This window comes from Acinetobacter sp. A2 (assembly GCF_012371325.1).
Lineage (GTDB): Bacteria > Pseudomonadota > Gammaproteobacteria > Pseudomonadales > Moraxellaceae > Acinetobacter.
This window is the reverse complement of the sequence record NZ_JAAZQX010000029.1, coordinates 1-14,444: the sequence shown is the minus strand read 5'-3', so window position 1 is coordinate 14,444 and position 14,444 is coordinate 1. Positions and strand designations below refer to the sequence as shown.

The window sequence follows — 14,444 nt, the reverse complement described above, 5'->3', positions numbered from 1 at the left end:
TTAGACGATCCTCCCTAGCCCTCCTTTATTTATAAAGGAGGGTTTTCTATATTATTGTAGAACGATGGGAGTTCCCCTTATACAAGGGGGATTATTTTTTAAGGATTTTAATAAATGAACATTTTAGTTTTAGGTAGTGGCGGTCGTGAACATGCATTGGCATGGAAAATCGCACAAGATGAAAAAGTTGCTAAAGTCTTTGTTGCCCCTGGCAACGCAGGGACTGCAACTGAAAACAAATGCGAAAATGTGGCGTTAGACATTCAAAATAACCCTGCCATTATCGAATTTGCCAAAAATAATGCAGTAGATTTAATTATTGTTGGCCCTGAAGCGCCATTGGTAAATGGTGTAGTGGACGCTTGCCGTGAAGCAGGCTTAAAAATTTGGGGTCCAACTCAATTTGCGGCACAACTTGAAGGTTCTAAAGCCTTTGCTAAACACTTCCTAAAACGTCATAACATTCCAACTGCATTCTATGACGTATTCACCGAAGTAGATGCTGCCAAAGCTTATGTAGAACAAAACGGTGCGCCAATTGTCATCAAGGCCGATGGCCTTGCAGCAGGTAAAGGCGTGATCGTTGCGATGACCAATCAAGAAGCTTTTGATGCCATTGACGACATGTTGGCAGGCAACAAGTTTGGTGATGCAGGTTCACGTGTTGTGATCGAGCAGTTCTTGGATGGTGAAGAAGCGTCTTTCATTTGTATGATTGATGGCAACAACATCTTGCCAATGGCAACATCGCAAGACCATAAACGTATTTTTGAAGGTGACCAAGGGCCAAATACTGGCGGTATGGGTGCCTACTCTCCTGCGCCTGTAGTGACTGCAGACGTATTTGAAAAAGTCATGCAAGAAATCATGCGTCCAACTGTAGACGGCATGAAAGCAGATGGCCATGACTATACAGGTTTCTTGTATGCAGGCTTGATGATTGATGCAATGGGTCAGCCACGTGTGATTGAATTCAACTGCCGTTTTGGTGACCCAGAAACACAACCTATTATGATGCGCTTAAAATCATCTTTAGTAGATTTAGTCGAGGCAGGTATCGCAGGTAACTTGCCTGCAGAAGCAAACTGGGATGAACGCAAAACTGTTGGTATTGTGTTAGCAACTGCAGGCTACCCAGAAACTTCAGGCAAAGGTGATGTCATTTCTGGTTTAGATACACAAATGGCCGATGCGAAAGTGTTCCATGCAGGTACAGCAAGCAATGCCAATGGCGAGATTGTGACCAATGGTGGTCGTGTACTGTGTGTGACAGCATTGGGTAACAGCATTGGTGAAGCTCAAGCCAAAGCGCTTGAACTGTGTGAAAAAGTGACCTTTGATGGCGTGCAATATCGTAAAGATATTGGTTATCGTGCCATTGCGCGTGAAAATGCTTAATATTTTTAGTTTAAAAATTTAAGTCCATAAAAAAGCTCGTCACAGAACGGGCTTTTTTATGGTCAACATTTTGACCTGAATCTGAATGGACTGCTCTAACCTACATCCCACTGCAATTTTTAATCTTTATATTGCAGAATAAATGCTAAAGAATCTAAATTATTTAAACACTTGTTCAAATCCACCATCTTTACAGAATATATTTATTAATAAGAACTTATTTTGACTAAATTGCTTTCTTTTGTAAAAACAGTGATATGCATTACAGACTCTCCCCTATATAGAATTATTTTTTATTGTTATCATGTTGCAAATTTTTGAAAAGCCGCAAAGCTTCCTTATCGCCTCGTATTTGATGAATGCGGCAGATTGGACGAATCGATTTTCAATACACAGACATTTCATACAGATTTAGAGGTTTGGTATAAATTGCATACAACTGTATTAAATGCAATTTAACTACCTCCACAATGGCAAGTTTTAGGCATTCGCTCAAGCTTGCTTAGGATATATTCATGAAAAAGTTCCTTGGTCTTGTACTTGGTCTTTCAGTCGGCTTGGCGGGCTGTGGCAAACAAGAAGCGCCTGCGACTGACGCAGCACAAAAAGATGCATCAGCATTGCAAACCGTTACTATGGCTTCTACTGGTTCAGACGCAGATATCTGGCGTTTTATTGCAGACTTGCCTGAAACTAAAGCTGCAGGTATTCAACTTGAAGTGAAAAACTTCACAGACTACGTGTCTATGAACACAGCGGTTGCCAATAAAGAAATTGATCTAAACGCATTCCAATCTTATGCCTATATGGTTGCGTTTAATGCCAACAACAAAGATCAGATTGCACCTGTTGCCACTACTTATTTAGAGCCAATGGGCATTTACTCAAGCAAAGTCAAAAAAGTGGAAGCATTCCAAAACGGTGCAACCATTGCCATTCCAAATGACGGTGCCAATGAGTCACGTGCTTTGCTTTTACTTCAATCTGCAGGCTTGGTTAAGCTGAAAGATGGTTTTGACTATGTGCAAGGTACACCTGCGGACATTATTGAAAACACCAAGCAAATTAAAATCAAACCTATTCAAATGGCAACTGCTGTACGTGTAAAAGACGAAGTTGATGCAATTGTTTTGGGCAATACCCTTGCAATGGAAGGTGGCTTAAACGTATTAAAAGACTCTATTTATTATGAGCCAATTGACCAAAGCACAAAAATGAATGTCAATATTATAGCGACTGCTGCAGAGCGTCAAAATGACCCTGTGCTACAAAAAGTTGGTGCGCTTTACCATACCGCAGCAGTGCAACAATATATTGATCAAAACTTTGGCGGCACCAAAGTGGATGTGAACAAGCCGGTCAGCTATTTCACTGAAACAGCAAAATAGTAATATAATGCGCTAAACAAAACAGGCAAAGCGAACTTTGCCTGTTTTTTCATTTATGGACAGTTTTTGACGATATGATTGAATTTAAAAATATTTCAAAGCACTATCAGCTCAAAGGTCAAACTTTACGTGCATTGGATCAGATTAATTTACAGATTCCGGCAGGCAGTATTTTTGGCATTATTGGTTATAGTGGTGCAGGTAAAAGCACTTTAATCCGCTTGATTAATTTGTTGGAACGTCCGAACGCAGGGCAAGTCATCATTCATCAAAAAGATTTTACTGCGCTGAATGCACGTGAATTACGTCAAGAACGTGCCCATATTGGGATGATTTTTCAGCACTTCAATTTATTGCAGACTAAAACTGTGGCCGCCAATATTGAAATGCCGATGAAACTTCTCGGCTGGAGCAAAGCCGAACGTGAAAAACGTTTAAATGAATTGCTCGATTTTATTGATTTAAAACATAAAAAAGACGCTTTCCCCGATGAGCTTTCAGGTGGGCAAAAACAACGTGTTGGCATTGCCCGTGCCCTAGCCAATCATCCTAAAATATTGCTTTGTGATGAAGCGACTTCTGCCCTTGATCCGCAAACCACTAAATCGGTGTTGGAACTACTTAAAAAAATTAATCAGGAACAAGGCATTACCATTGTAATGGTGACCCACGAAATGGATGTGATTGAGTCTGTTTGTGATTATGTGGCAGTGATGGAACAAGGCAAAGTGATTGAAACAGGTTCAACACTGGAAATTTTTAGTCAGCCACAACATCCAACCACCAAAAGTTTTATTCAAACAGTTTTACAGCAACAATTACCAGTTAATATTCTGCATAACCTTGAAAACCAAAATCAGCACAGTATTTATTGCCTGAAGTTTTTAGGTAAATCTGCTCAAGAAACCGTAATTCAGGCCGTCATTAAACAGTTTGATATTAGCCTGAATATCCTGTTTGCCAACATGACTGAAATAGATGGCGCAGTGATTGGGCAAATGTTTATTCAATTATTGGGCGATGCTGCAGAAATTCAGCATGCTATTGCCTTCTTGGAAAGTAGCGGTGTACAGGTTGAGCAGTCAGGAGTACAAGCATGAGAGATTTAATTGTGCAGTGGCTGACTTCGCTGACTGCTCCATTTTGGAAAAGCTCATTATCCATTAACCAGTTTGTTACAGCTTTGCAAGAAACCTTTCACATGGTGTTCTTTGCCATGTTGTTTGGTTGTATTTGGGGTTTTATTCAGGGCATTACCCTTTTGGTCACTCGTCCAACAGGAATTTTACCTAACCGTGTGATTTATCATGGCCTCAATCCCATTGTAAACGCACTACGCTCTCTGCCATTTATTATTTTGTTGATTGCGGTCATTCCCTTAACCAAGCTCTTGGTTGGTACATCTATTGGAACTTGGGCAGCGATTGTACCGCTAACGATTTATGTCGGCCCATATATTGGTCGTTTGGTGGAAACTTCATTACTTGAAGTCAATGAAGGAATTGTCGAATCTGCACAGGCGATGGGTGCAACACCATTACAAATCATCTTCAAATTTATTTTACCCGAAGCACGCAGCTCACTCATTTTAAACTTGACCACAGCCACCATTAGCTTGATTGGCGCAACTGCCATGGCGGGTGCTGTCGGTGCAGGCGGTATTGGTGACCTTGCCATCTCCTACGGTTATCAGCGTTTTGACAGTAGTGTTGTCATGCTAACGGTGGTGGTGTTATTAATTTTAGTGCAGTTGGTGCAAAGTTTAGGTGACTGGTTATCTAAGCTGAGATAAAACAATCATCACTCAATTGCGTATGACTTAACCTGTTCACCCTACTCGATGAAACGGCAAAAGTTAGCGTATAAAATTAAAATTGTGTTAGCGGTTGAAGATCACTTCAGCACAGAAAAACACTGCGGCATGTTTTGTCTTGAGCAGAGCATGCTAAACTAACCCGTGATTTTTTAAGGGACTGATTCATGCGCTTTGTTCATTTAGGTATACATACAGAATTTTCGATTACCGAGTCGATTGTACGCGTACCTGACTTGATTAAAGCCGCAGTCAATGAAGAAATGCCAGCCTTGGCATTGACCGATTTATCCAACTTACATGCTGCCGTAAAATTTTATGGCAAATGCTTAGGACAAGGCATCAAACCAATTTTAGGTTCCGTGCTGCGTTTAAATGATGCCGATCATCGTGTGACCTTATTGTCAATGACCAATCACGGTTGGCGCAATCTGACTGAACTGGTTTCTCGTGGCTATATTGAAGGCCAGCAGCTCAATATTCCCTGTGTGAATAAAACATGGATATTAGAACAAGCCGATGATCTGATTGTATTGCTGGGTATTCAAAGTGATGTCGGCAAAATGCTGATCACCTCCAATCCGCAAAAAGCAGAACCCTTGCTTGAAGAATGGATTGAAAAATTTGGCAATCGGGTTTATTTAGCCCTGACCCGTACAGATCGCCCTGATGAAGACACCTTTATTGCCGAAGCAGTTAAATTAGCTAAAAAATATAATATTGGCGTGGTAGCACATAACGATGTGCATTTTATTCGCCGTGAAGATTATGAAGCGCATGAAGCGCGCGTCTGCATCGCCGATGGTTATGTCTTAGGGGACAACCGTCGTCCAAAAACTTACAGTCCTGAGCAATATTTTAAAACTGCCGAAGAAATGACGGCGCTGTTTTCTGACATTCCAAGTGCTATTGAAAACAGCTATCACATTGCCAAACGCTGTAATGTCACGCTGCAATTGGGTAAATACTTCCTTCCAGATTATCCAATTCCAGAAGGACACACCATTGATACCTACTTTGCACACTTGTCCAAGCAAGGTTTGGAAGAACGTCTAAATGTGCTTTATCCTGTTGCACAGCGTGACGAAGATTGGGCAGAAATTCGCAAACCTTATGATGAGCGAATTGAATACGAAATTAATATTATTAACTCGATGGGCTTCCCGGGTTACTTCCTGATTGTTATGGACTTTATTCAGTGGTCTAAAAACAACGGTGTACCTGTTGGCCCGGGCCGTGGTTCGGGTGCAGGTTCATTGGTTGCCTACAGCTTAAAAATTACCGACTTAGACCCACTGCGCTATGAACTATTATTTGAACGTTTCTTAAACCCAGAACGCGTATCTATGCCCGACTTTGACGTCGATTTCTGTATTGCAGGACGCGATAAAGTCATTGACTACGTAGCTCGCACCTATGGACGTGATGCAGTATCGCAAATTGCCACTTTCGGTACCATGGCAGCCAAAGGTGCAATTCGAGATGTCGCACGAGTTTTGGGTAAGTCTTATGGCTTGGCAGACCGTATTTCCAAACTGATTCCAACCAAACCCTTAGGACTCAGCCTAGAAGAATCAATTGAAGCCGAACCCCAACTTAAAGATGTAGTCACCAACCCGTCTAACCCTGACTATGATGATGCCTCTGAAATTTGGGAAATGGCCCTAAAGCTTGAAGGCATAACCCGAAATACAGGTAAACACGCGGGTGGCGTGGTCATTGCACCCACTAAAATCACCGACTTTTCTGCAGTCATGTGTGATGCCGATGGTACCGCACGTGTTGCGCAATACGATAAAGACGATGTCGAATCGGCAGGTTTGGTCAAGTTCGACTTCTTGGGCTTACGTAACCTGACTGTTATTGAAGATGCGGTACAAAATATTAATAAACGCATCAAAGCCGATACACCGCTAGATATTGCTCATATTCCACTGGATGATAAAGACGCCTATTTAGTCTTTGCCAATGCCAATACGACTGCAGTATTCCAGTTTGAATCCGTGGGCATGAAAAAGATGCTGAAAGAAGCACGCCCAAGTAAATTTGAAGAAATTATTGCTTTCGTGTCATTGTATCGTCCAGGCCCAATGGATCTAATTCCAGACTTTATTCACCGTATGCATGGTGGCGAGTTTGAATATCTACATCCTTTGCTAGAAGGTGTGCTTGAGCCGACCTACGGTATTATGGTCTATCAGGAACAGGTCATGCAGGCAGCACAATATTGTGCAGGCTATACACTCGGTGGTGCAGACTTACTACGTCGCGCCATGGGTAAGAAAAAACCTGAAGAAATGGTGAAACAGCGCCAAATCTTTATTGAAGGTGCTGAGAAAAAAGACATTGATGCCGCCACAGCCAACCATATTTTCGACTATATGGAAAAATTCGCTGGCTATGGTTTTAACAAATCACACGCAGCTGCCTATGCCTTGGTGGCATATCAGACTGCATGGCTCAAAGCACACTACCCTGCTGAATTCTTGGCAGCGGTCATGTCATCGGAAATGCAAAACACCGATAACGTGGTGTTCTTGATTGATGATTGCCGCCACAATGGCTTAGAAGTGTTACCGCCTTCAGTGAATATGTCTTTGTATCATTTCCACGCAAGCGATGAACGTACCATTGTCTATGGACTTGGTGCGATTAAAGGCGTGGGTGAACAGGCCATGCAATCTGTGATTGATTCACGCCAAAAAGAAGGACCATATCGCGACTTATTCGATTTCTGCCATCGTATTGATTTGAAAAAAATCAATAAACGGACTTTAGAAGCTTTAATTCGTGCGGGAGCTTTAGACTGTTTAGGCATCGAACGTTCTAGTTTAATGGCACAATTGCCAGAGGCAGTACAAGCAGCAGAACAAGCCCGCTCTAACCGTGAAACAGGCATTATGGACCTGTTTGGTGAGGTTGAAGAAGTACAGCGTAAACCTGCCAAACCTGTGAAGCCATGGTCAGATGAAGTACGGCTCAAGGGTGAAAAAGACACTTTAGGTTTATACCTGACAGGCCACCCGATAGATGTTTATCGCAATGAACTCAAAGCCTTTATACCTAGTAAGATTAATGAACTAACCCCAACCCGACGTGGTGTGACCACCGTCTTTGCAGGTCTAGTGGTGGATGTTGCTAACTTCCCAAATCGGATGGTGGTCACTTTAGATGACGGTACCGCACGTATAGAAGTCTCTGCCAACCATGAGCGTTTCCAACGTTTTAAAGACATCGTGCAAACTGAAAAAGTGGTGGTGATTGAAGGCGAAATTTACGAACGCGAAGGTTTTGACCGCCCTATGGGTCGGTTAACCAAAGCCTTTAGCTTAAATGAAATTCGTCAAAAACGTGCCAACAGTATTCAGATTCATTTACATACAGAACATTTAAGCAAGACCCTGAGTCAAGACTTACAAACAATGTTGCTGCCTTATTGTAATGTAGATTTATGCACCCATATTCCAGTCATTTTGCATCTAGATTATGCCTATGCTCAAGCTGAATTGCATTTGGGTATTCAGTGGAAAGTTGCCCCTTTAGATGAAGCCTTAGTCAAACTACGTGATTATTTTGGCAAGGAAAACCTGCATATTGAATATCAGGTGAAATCGAAGGCAGCCCGAGTCGCAGAAGTTGCTAAACCTGCAAATATTGCACCGCCGCCTGCGGACATGAGCATGGACGATGCACTAGATTTATATAATGCAGAAGCTGATCAATATTCTTAAAAATTTAACCCATTTGGATTTGTTATGAGTCAAGTTGACAATGCCGCTGTTGCCGCACATCTCTCCCACGTGCGAATTGTCATGGTAAACACCACCTTGCCTGCCAATATTGGCAGCGCCTTACGTGCCATGAAAACCATGGGGCTATGTAAATTAGTTTTGGTTTCGCCTAAAACCTATCCACATCCAGATATTGACGCTTTAGCCGCAGGTGCAACCGACCTAATTGAGCAGATTGAAGTGGTGGAAACACTTGAAGATGCCATTGCAAATTGTCATCTGGTTTTTGGTACCAGCGCACGTAGCCGTACAATTCCTTGGCCATTGCTAGATGCACGACCTGCCGCAGAAAAATCGTTAAATGCTGTGGCACAGCATGGGCAAAATGTCGCGATTATTTTTGGCCGTGAAGACCGTGGTTTAACCAATGAAGAACTGGCTTTGGCCAATTATCATGTCACTATTCCTGTCAATGAGGAATATGGCGTGCTAAATGTCGCTCAAGCCATTCAGGTCATTTGCTACGAAATGCGTATGGCAGCCATGGATATTGTGGGCAAAGTTGCCGATCCTACTGCAACGATGCAAGTAACAGATTCTGAAGCCATGCAATGGGATGAGCCTTTGGTGAATCACGAACAAATGCAGCAGTTCTATCCACATTTAGAAAAAATGCTGGCAGAAATTGAATTTATGGATCCAAAAAATCCACGATTATTGCCTTTACGCTTGCGTCGGCTTTTCGGACGTATACAATTAGATCGTATGGAATACCATTTACTTCGCGGTATTTTTAGCCGCGTACAAGCAATGAATAACGGTTCATGGAAAAAATCTACATCAACACAGGACGAGGATCAAACTAATGCTTAAACAGCTCAAAGAAGACATTCAAGCTGTCTTCGCGCGCGATCCTGCTGCTCGAAATACACTTGAAGTCTTAACCACCTACCCAGGCATTCATGCATTGCTCATGCACCGTGTGGCACATGAGTTATGGAACAAAGACTGTAAAGGTTCGGCTCGTCTGCTTTCTTCATTCAGCCGCTTTGCAACAGGCATTGAAATTCACCCAGGTGCAAAAATTGGTCGTCGTTTTTTTATTGACCATGGCATGGGTGTGGTGATTGGTGAAACCGCCGAAATTGGTGATGACGTCACTTTGTACCATGGTGTCACCTTAGGCGGCACCACTTGGAATAAAGGCAAGCGCCACCCAACTTTAGAAGATGGTGTGATTGTGGGTGCGGGTGCAAAAATCTTAGGCCCATTCACCGTACATAAAAATGCAAAAGTTGGTTCTAATGCTGTGGTGACCAAAGAAGTACCTGAAGGTGCAACCGCTGTAGGCAACCCTGCACGTTTTATTATCAAAAACAAACCTGCAGATGATCAGGAAGCACGTCGTCGTGATTATGCAGCCAGCATTGGTTTCCAACCTTATGCCGCGACTGAAGATCAATCTGACCCCGTGCTTGACGGTATGCGTGTGTTACTTGACCGTTTACAACAGAATGAAAAACGTATGAATTTGTTATGTCAGCGTTTATCTTTGCTTGATCCAACCTTTAAAAGTCAGCAACAAGATGAACAACCGTATAGCGCTGAAGAATTAAAAATAATTGAAGATGTTAGACGTGAATGTGAAACTCAAAGCAAATAATCTTTTGCTTTAAAAACTTCGTATCACTGTGTAACCAAGCCCCCTCATTTGTATTGCATGTTCGGAACAGATTTCTTAGACTGACCAACATGCAATATTTTCATCTAACACAATCACCACTCACTTTTAAAATAAATTGAACGGAAGAACACCATGACCCTTAAGCCTTTGGCACTCAGCATCCTTGCCGCGACGCTCGTCAGCGCTTGTGTAGCAACACCAAAACAAGAAGTGAAACCACCTATCGTTTTTACAGAACCTGAATTAAGCGCACCATTTTATGCCTTAAACCCTTTTAATTACGATGCCCCACCTCCGTTTGAAATTAACCTACAAAAAGCAGCAGCACAGCCTGTCACCAAAATGGTGGTGACTGACCCGAACAATCCAAGCCAAAGCATCACTTTAGATCAGAACAAATTGATTGTACCTACGGTGAATAACAATCAACGCAGCTTAAAGTTTGCGGCCTTGGCGGGCGAAAATGAAATAGACATCACTGAAATTGATGATTTCTTACAACTGGTTGAAGGTAAGGCACGTCACTATCCGCCACGTTTTAGTGAGCGTCAGGAACGCCGTGGTTTTGAAGCCAAACTTAAAGAAGTAACCGCACAACTAGACACTTTGGCAGCCAATGAAAATGCCTCTTTTGATATTTTAATGCGTGCATTTAAAGCCAGCGTCATGGCACGTAACCTTGACTTAGGTTCTATCTACACTACCCGCTCACTCAGCTATGCACAGCGTATTTTAAAAATTAATCAGGAAGATGCAGAAGCCAACTTCTGGTTTGGTTTTGGCCTGTCTGAAGGTGGTGGTCATCGTGAAGCAATTTCATATTTAGACAAAGCGATGAAAGCGGGTGTGCAGGAAGCTTATTTGTCTGCAGCCAATAATTATATTGCGCTAGAACAAAAGAAAAATGCGGTACAAACGCTGAAAAACTACAAAATCAAATACCCGCAAGAAGCTGAAGTTGCAGACCGTTTAATTGCTGAAATTGAAAAACAAGGTCGCTGGAATGTTTGGCAAGTGATTGCACCACGCACTTAATCTGCACCGATACAAAAATACCTTAAAATAGGCCGTTTCGACGGTCTATTTTTATGGCTAAGCAATTGAATTACGCCTAAAAAAACGTATGATGGAAAAAAATCTTAAAAATTAAGCCAGACTTTCCATGAATAAAATTGTGATTGCTGCACTGCTCAGTACAACACTGCTGTCTGGTTGTCAGGTAGTGAGTGTCAAAAATCAAGCTTTAAAAGTCAGTATCGCCAATGAACGCGATAGCATTTTGTCACGCAAAAAAATCAGTGAAGCCAGTTTGAATGTGCTATCGATGACAGGACGTGAAGCCACTATTTGTGCCCAACAACCTGCAGAATGTGTCAGCGCACTGAAGCAAATTCCACAGATCCAAGATGAACAATTACTGTCTACGGCAAGTGAATTATATTTAGCCAAAGCCATTGCACTGGAAAACTCCTCGTCCTGCAAAATTGGTATTCTGAATAGTAAAAGATCGGAAGAACAACAGAAAGTTAATCAGGCCAATTATGAACAATGTTTAGATCAGCAATTAAATATGCTGGATCAAAGCATTCGTTACAGTTATGCCTACATGTTTCAGACCAAACGTGCTCCACAAGACCGTATTTTTGACAACCGCCAAGTCCAAATTCGAGATTTTTATAATCAGGCGATTGCCAAACTGGTCAGTAGCTATGCACTACGACATAAACACAACGAATTACAGCATCAAATTCGTGTCGGCAATAGCATTTATGAAATTGATTTTGATCACTATCCACAGTTGAAACAACAAAAAATTCAGCAATTGATGTCGACCTATAACTTAAACTTTTCGGGTTTACGCTCTATTACCCGCCGTGATGGTTTTGGTTCTGAGTTTTTGGTGGTATTACCTGAAAACCCAAATGATGATATCAGCCAAAGTAAATATATTATTGACCCACTGAAGCACGACTATCCTGCTGGAAAAAATCCAAACATTCACCAAGCACGATATTTAGCAGCAACCCTCACCGCAGAACCACTTAGCGCTCGTTCAATTGAAGATATTTTATATAGTTCACAATTTAAGCTAAAAGCTTACGATCCTTATAAATACGAAGCTGCAAATATTGCTCAAAAGAACTATCCATTGGCGGCAAACTTTTCTGCGCCTTATGGCTTGTGGTTAGCACAGAATAACTTGGGTAAATCGGCTTATCTTTCACTGATTGACCGTGAAGAACGCCTGAGTATGCCGCATCTGTATTTGCTGGAGCCTTATAACCCTAACAAAAAAGTGATCGTACTGATACATGGTCTTGCCAGTAGCCCTGAAGCGTGGGTGCGTTTAACCAACGATATTATGGGTGATCCTGTATTGCGGGAAAATTTTCAAGTGTGGCAAGTTTTTTATTCAACCAATATGCCTATTTTAGAAAGTCGTTTCCAAATTTATGCTTTATTGCAACAAGGCTTTAAACAGGTCAACTCTTCTGCTGCAGCCAAAAAAGATGCCGTAGTGATTGGACACAGTATGGGTGGCATTTTAGCTCGATTACTGGTGAGTGATACTGACCTTACCCAACCAGCAATGCAAATGCTGAAGAACAGACGTCTAGAGCGCTTTAAATCTGACCCGTTATTGCAAGCCCGTTTGCGACTTAAACCCATCACAAATTTTAATCGGGCAATTTTTTTAGCGGCTCCACACCGTGGTACAGAGTTTGCCGACCGTTGGTTTACCCTTGCTGCCCGTAAAGTTATTCGTTTGCCAGGTGCATTTTTAAATGCATTTTCAGATACCTTACAACAGCATGATGTTGACCTAAAAAATCTTGCTAAAGAAATTGGGCATGGAGTCATTCAAAATGGCCCAAGTGATTTAAGTAAACATTCTAAATTTACTGAACTGACTGAAAATATTCTGCCCGTAAAAGGTTTTAAATATCACAGCATTATTGGCAACAATACTGAAAGCAAAGAACCCCTACTCATGAATGATGATGTTGTGCACTACAACAGCGCACATCTTACAGGTGCTGTTTCTGAAAAAATTATCAAAGGCAGTCATTCTATTCAAGAAACGCCTGAAGCTGTACTGGAACTCAGACGTATTCTACGTTTGCATTTGCAAGAGTTAGGTTTGTATAAACCTTAAAATCCAATTTAATCTACGCAACAAAAAACCGAAGTGAATATTTCATCTTCGGTTTTTTGTTGACTTAAACATTCAAAATACTTAGGCAGGTGCTTGCCCCCAGTACGCTTTGGTCAATAATGCTTCTAATTCGGCATAGTCATATTCACGTGGGTTGTAATATGGACTATCACAAATAATACCTACGACTTCTGCGGGTGCTGTTGCAGGCAAGCCCAAATCTTTCAGTGCCATTGGAATATTTAACTTCTGATTGAGCTGATAAATTGCTAAGCCCAATTGATCTCGATCTGACACATTTAAAGCAACTGCCAATCGATTCATGGCTTCAACATCTGCATGGCGGTTATAGTGCACTGAATATGCCAGCATAATGGCATGGGTTTGTGCATGTGGTAATTGATAACGCCCACCAAGGCTATGACAAATTTTATGGTGGATTGCCATACCTACCGAACCCAAACACACCCCTGCTAACCACGCACCATACAAGGCTTGTTCACGTGCCTGAATATTGTGTGGCGTTTCTACAATTTCAGGTAAAGCCTGTGCCAGTTGAGTAATCGCTTCTTCCGCCATTAAACTGATAATTGGATTTTTATCTTGTGCATACAAGGCCTCAACCGCGTGTGCCATTGCATTCATACCTGAGCATGCCGAAATTTCTGTAGGCAAATTCAGGGTCAATTCTGGATCATAAATCACCACTTTAGGCAGTACCTGTTCAGCTTTTCCTGTGGTTTTCAGCTGATTTTCAGTAATACCATATACTGTTGTCATTTCACTGCCAGCGTAGGTCGTAGGGATTGCAATAATCGGTAGATGAGTTTCCAATGCAATCGCTTTGGCCAAACCAATGGCTGAACCGCCACCTAATGCCAAACAGCAGTCGGCTTTTAAATACTTCGCATCGTGTATGGCTTGCTGTGCCACTTCTTTTGGCACATGCATCACAGCGTGTGGATATACCGCCACAGCACTGTCTTGGATTTGTCTAAATAAACGCTCACCTGCTGCTTGTTGTCCTGCAGTCGTAATAATTAAAATACGTTGATAACCGTAAGGATGTAAAATGTCCTGAATGTTATTCATTTGCTCCGAAGCAATATGAACATCTACAGGCAAAGCCTGATAATGAAATGCTTGCATCTTATTGATCTTAAATTTTGTGACACTTTGAGTTTAAAGTGAAAAAGAGAGTAATTAACTATAACTAAAAATATAGACAAATATTTGCATAAGTTCTCATTTTGTCTATGTCGATTCAGTAGTG

Annotated in this window: 10 protein-coding genes; 9 read left to right on the top strand and 1 reads right to left on the bottom strand. The window is 41.8% G+C overall.

The window, feature by feature from the left end; genetic code table 11:
• Positions 1-114: 114 nt before the first annotated feature.
• The 9 genes from purD to HHA43_RS10525 all read left to right on the top strand — a co-directional run bounded on the left by purD (position 115) and on the right by HHA43_RS10525 (position 13,171).
• Positions 115-1,398, top strand: coding sequence for a phosphoribosylamine--glycine ligase (gene purD, locus HHA43_RS10565; protein WP_168542584.1), 1,284 nt, complete (start codon positions 115-117; stop codon positions 1,396-1,398).
• Positions 1,399-1,913: 515 nt separating this feature from the next.
• Entirely contained in the window at positions 1,914-2,786 is an 873-nt protein-coding gene (locus HHA43_RS10560; protein ID WP_168461387.1) for a MetQ/NlpA family ABC transporter substrate-binding protein, read from the top strand.
• 74 nt (positions 2,787-2,860) lie between these two features.
• Complete coding sequence (locus HHA43_RS10555) at positions 2,861-3,886, top strand: methionine ABC transporter ATP-binding protein (RefSeq protein ID WP_168461385.1); 1,026 nt, start codon at positions 2,861-2,863, stop codon at positions 3,884-3,886.
• On the top strand, positions 3,883-4,578 hold the full coding sequence (locus HHA43_RS10550) for a methionine ABC transporter permease (protein ID WP_167846080.1): 696 nt from the start codon (positions 3,883-3,885) through the stop codon (positions 4,576-4,578). The genes HHA43_RS10555 and HHA43_RS10550 overlap by 4 nt, the downstream gene beginning before the upstream one ends.
• Positions 4,579-4,766: 188 nt before the next feature.
• On the top strand, positions 4,767-8,330 hold the full coding sequence (gene dnaE / locus HHA43_RS10545) for a DNA polymerase III subunit alpha (protein ID WP_168461384.1): 3,564 nt from the start codon (positions 4,767-4,769) through the stop codon (positions 8,328-8,330).
• A gap of 24 nt (positions 8,331-8,354) precedes the next feature.
• Positions 8,355-9,203, top strand: a complete 849-nt coding sequence (locus HHA43_RS10540; protein WP_168461383.1) for an RNA methyltransferase — start codon at positions 8,355-8,357, stop codon at positions 9,201-9,203.
• On the top strand, positions 9,196-9,993 hold the full coding sequence (gene cysE / locus HHA43_RS10535) for a serine O-acetyltransferase (RefSeq protein WP_168417494.1): 798 nt from the start codon (positions 9,196-9,198) through the stop codon (positions 9,991-9,993). The genes HHA43_RS10540 and cysE overlap by 8 nt, the downstream gene beginning before the upstream one ends.
• 153 nt (positions 9,994-10,146) lie before the next feature.
• Positions 10,147-11,049 (top strand): ABUW_2363 family tetratricopeptide repeat lipoprotein, encoded by a 903-nt coding sequence (locus tag HHA43_RS10530; protein WP_168417495.1) that lies wholly within the window; start codon positions 10,147-10,149, stop codon positions 11,047-11,049.
• A 127-nt stretch (positions 11,050-11,176) separates the two neighbouring features.
• Positions 11,177-13,171 carry an esterase/lipase family protein gene (locus HHA43_RS10525; protein ID WP_168461382.1) on the top strand — a complete coding sequence of 665 codons (1,995 nt, stop codon included), beginning with the start codon at positions 11,177-11,179 and terminating at the stop codon, positions 13,169-13,171.
• An 81-nt stretch (positions 13,172-13,252) separates the two neighbouring features.
• Here HHA43_RS10525 and HHA43_RS10520 read toward each other — a convergent pair whose 3' ends face one another.
• Positions 13,253-14,320, bottom strand: a complete 1,068-nt coding sequence (locus HHA43_RS10520; RefSeq protein ID WP_168461380.1) for a maleylacetate reductase — start codon at positions 14,318-14,320, stop codon at positions 13,253-13,255.
• Positions 14,321-14,444 lie beyond the last annotated feature (124 nt).

What these genes read in the sequence shown, in the direction of transcription:
- purD (WP_168542584.1), top strand. Translation starts at nt 115, where the DNA reads ATGAACATTTTAGTTTTAGGTAGTGGCGGTCGTGAACATGCATTGGCA.
- HHA43_RS10560 (WP_168461387.1), top strand. Translation starts at nt 1,914, where the DNA reads ATGAAAAAGTTCCTTGGTCTTGTACTTGGTCTTTCAGTCGGCTTGGCG.
- HHA43_RS10555 (WP_168461385.1), top strand. Translation starts at nt 2,861, where the DNA reads ATGATTGAATTTAAAAATATTTCAAAGCACTATCAGCTCAAAGGTCAA.
- HHA43_RS10550 (WP_167846080.1), top strand. Translation starts at nt 3,883, where the DNA reads ATGAGAGATTTAATTGTGCAGTGGCTGACTTCGCTGACTGCTCCATTT.
- dnaE (WP_168461384.1), top strand. Translation starts at nt 4,767, where the DNA reads ATGCGCTTTGTTCATTTAGGTATACATACAGAATTTTCGATTACCGAG.
- HHA43_RS10540 (WP_168461383.1), top strand. Translation starts at nt 8,355, where the DNA reads ATGAGTCAAGTTGACAATGCCGCTGTTGCCGCACATCTCTCCCACGTG.
- cysE (WP_168417494.1), top strand. Translation starts at nt 9,196, where the DNA reads ATGCTTAAACAGCTCAAAGAAGACATTCAAGCTGTCTTCGCGCGCGAT.
- HHA43_RS10530 (WP_168417495.1), top strand. Translation starts at nt 10,147, where the DNA reads ATGACCCTTAAGCCTTTGGCACTCAGCATCCTTGCCGCGACGCTCGTC.
- HHA43_RS10525 (WP_168461382.1), top strand. Translation starts at nt 11,177, where the DNA reads ATGAATAAAATTGTGATTGCTGCACTGCTCAGTACAACACTGCTGTCT.
- HHA43_RS10520 (WP_168461380.1), bottom strand. Translation starts at nt 14,320, where the DNA reads ATGCAAGCATTTCATTATCAGGCTTTGCCTGTAGATGTTCATATTGCT.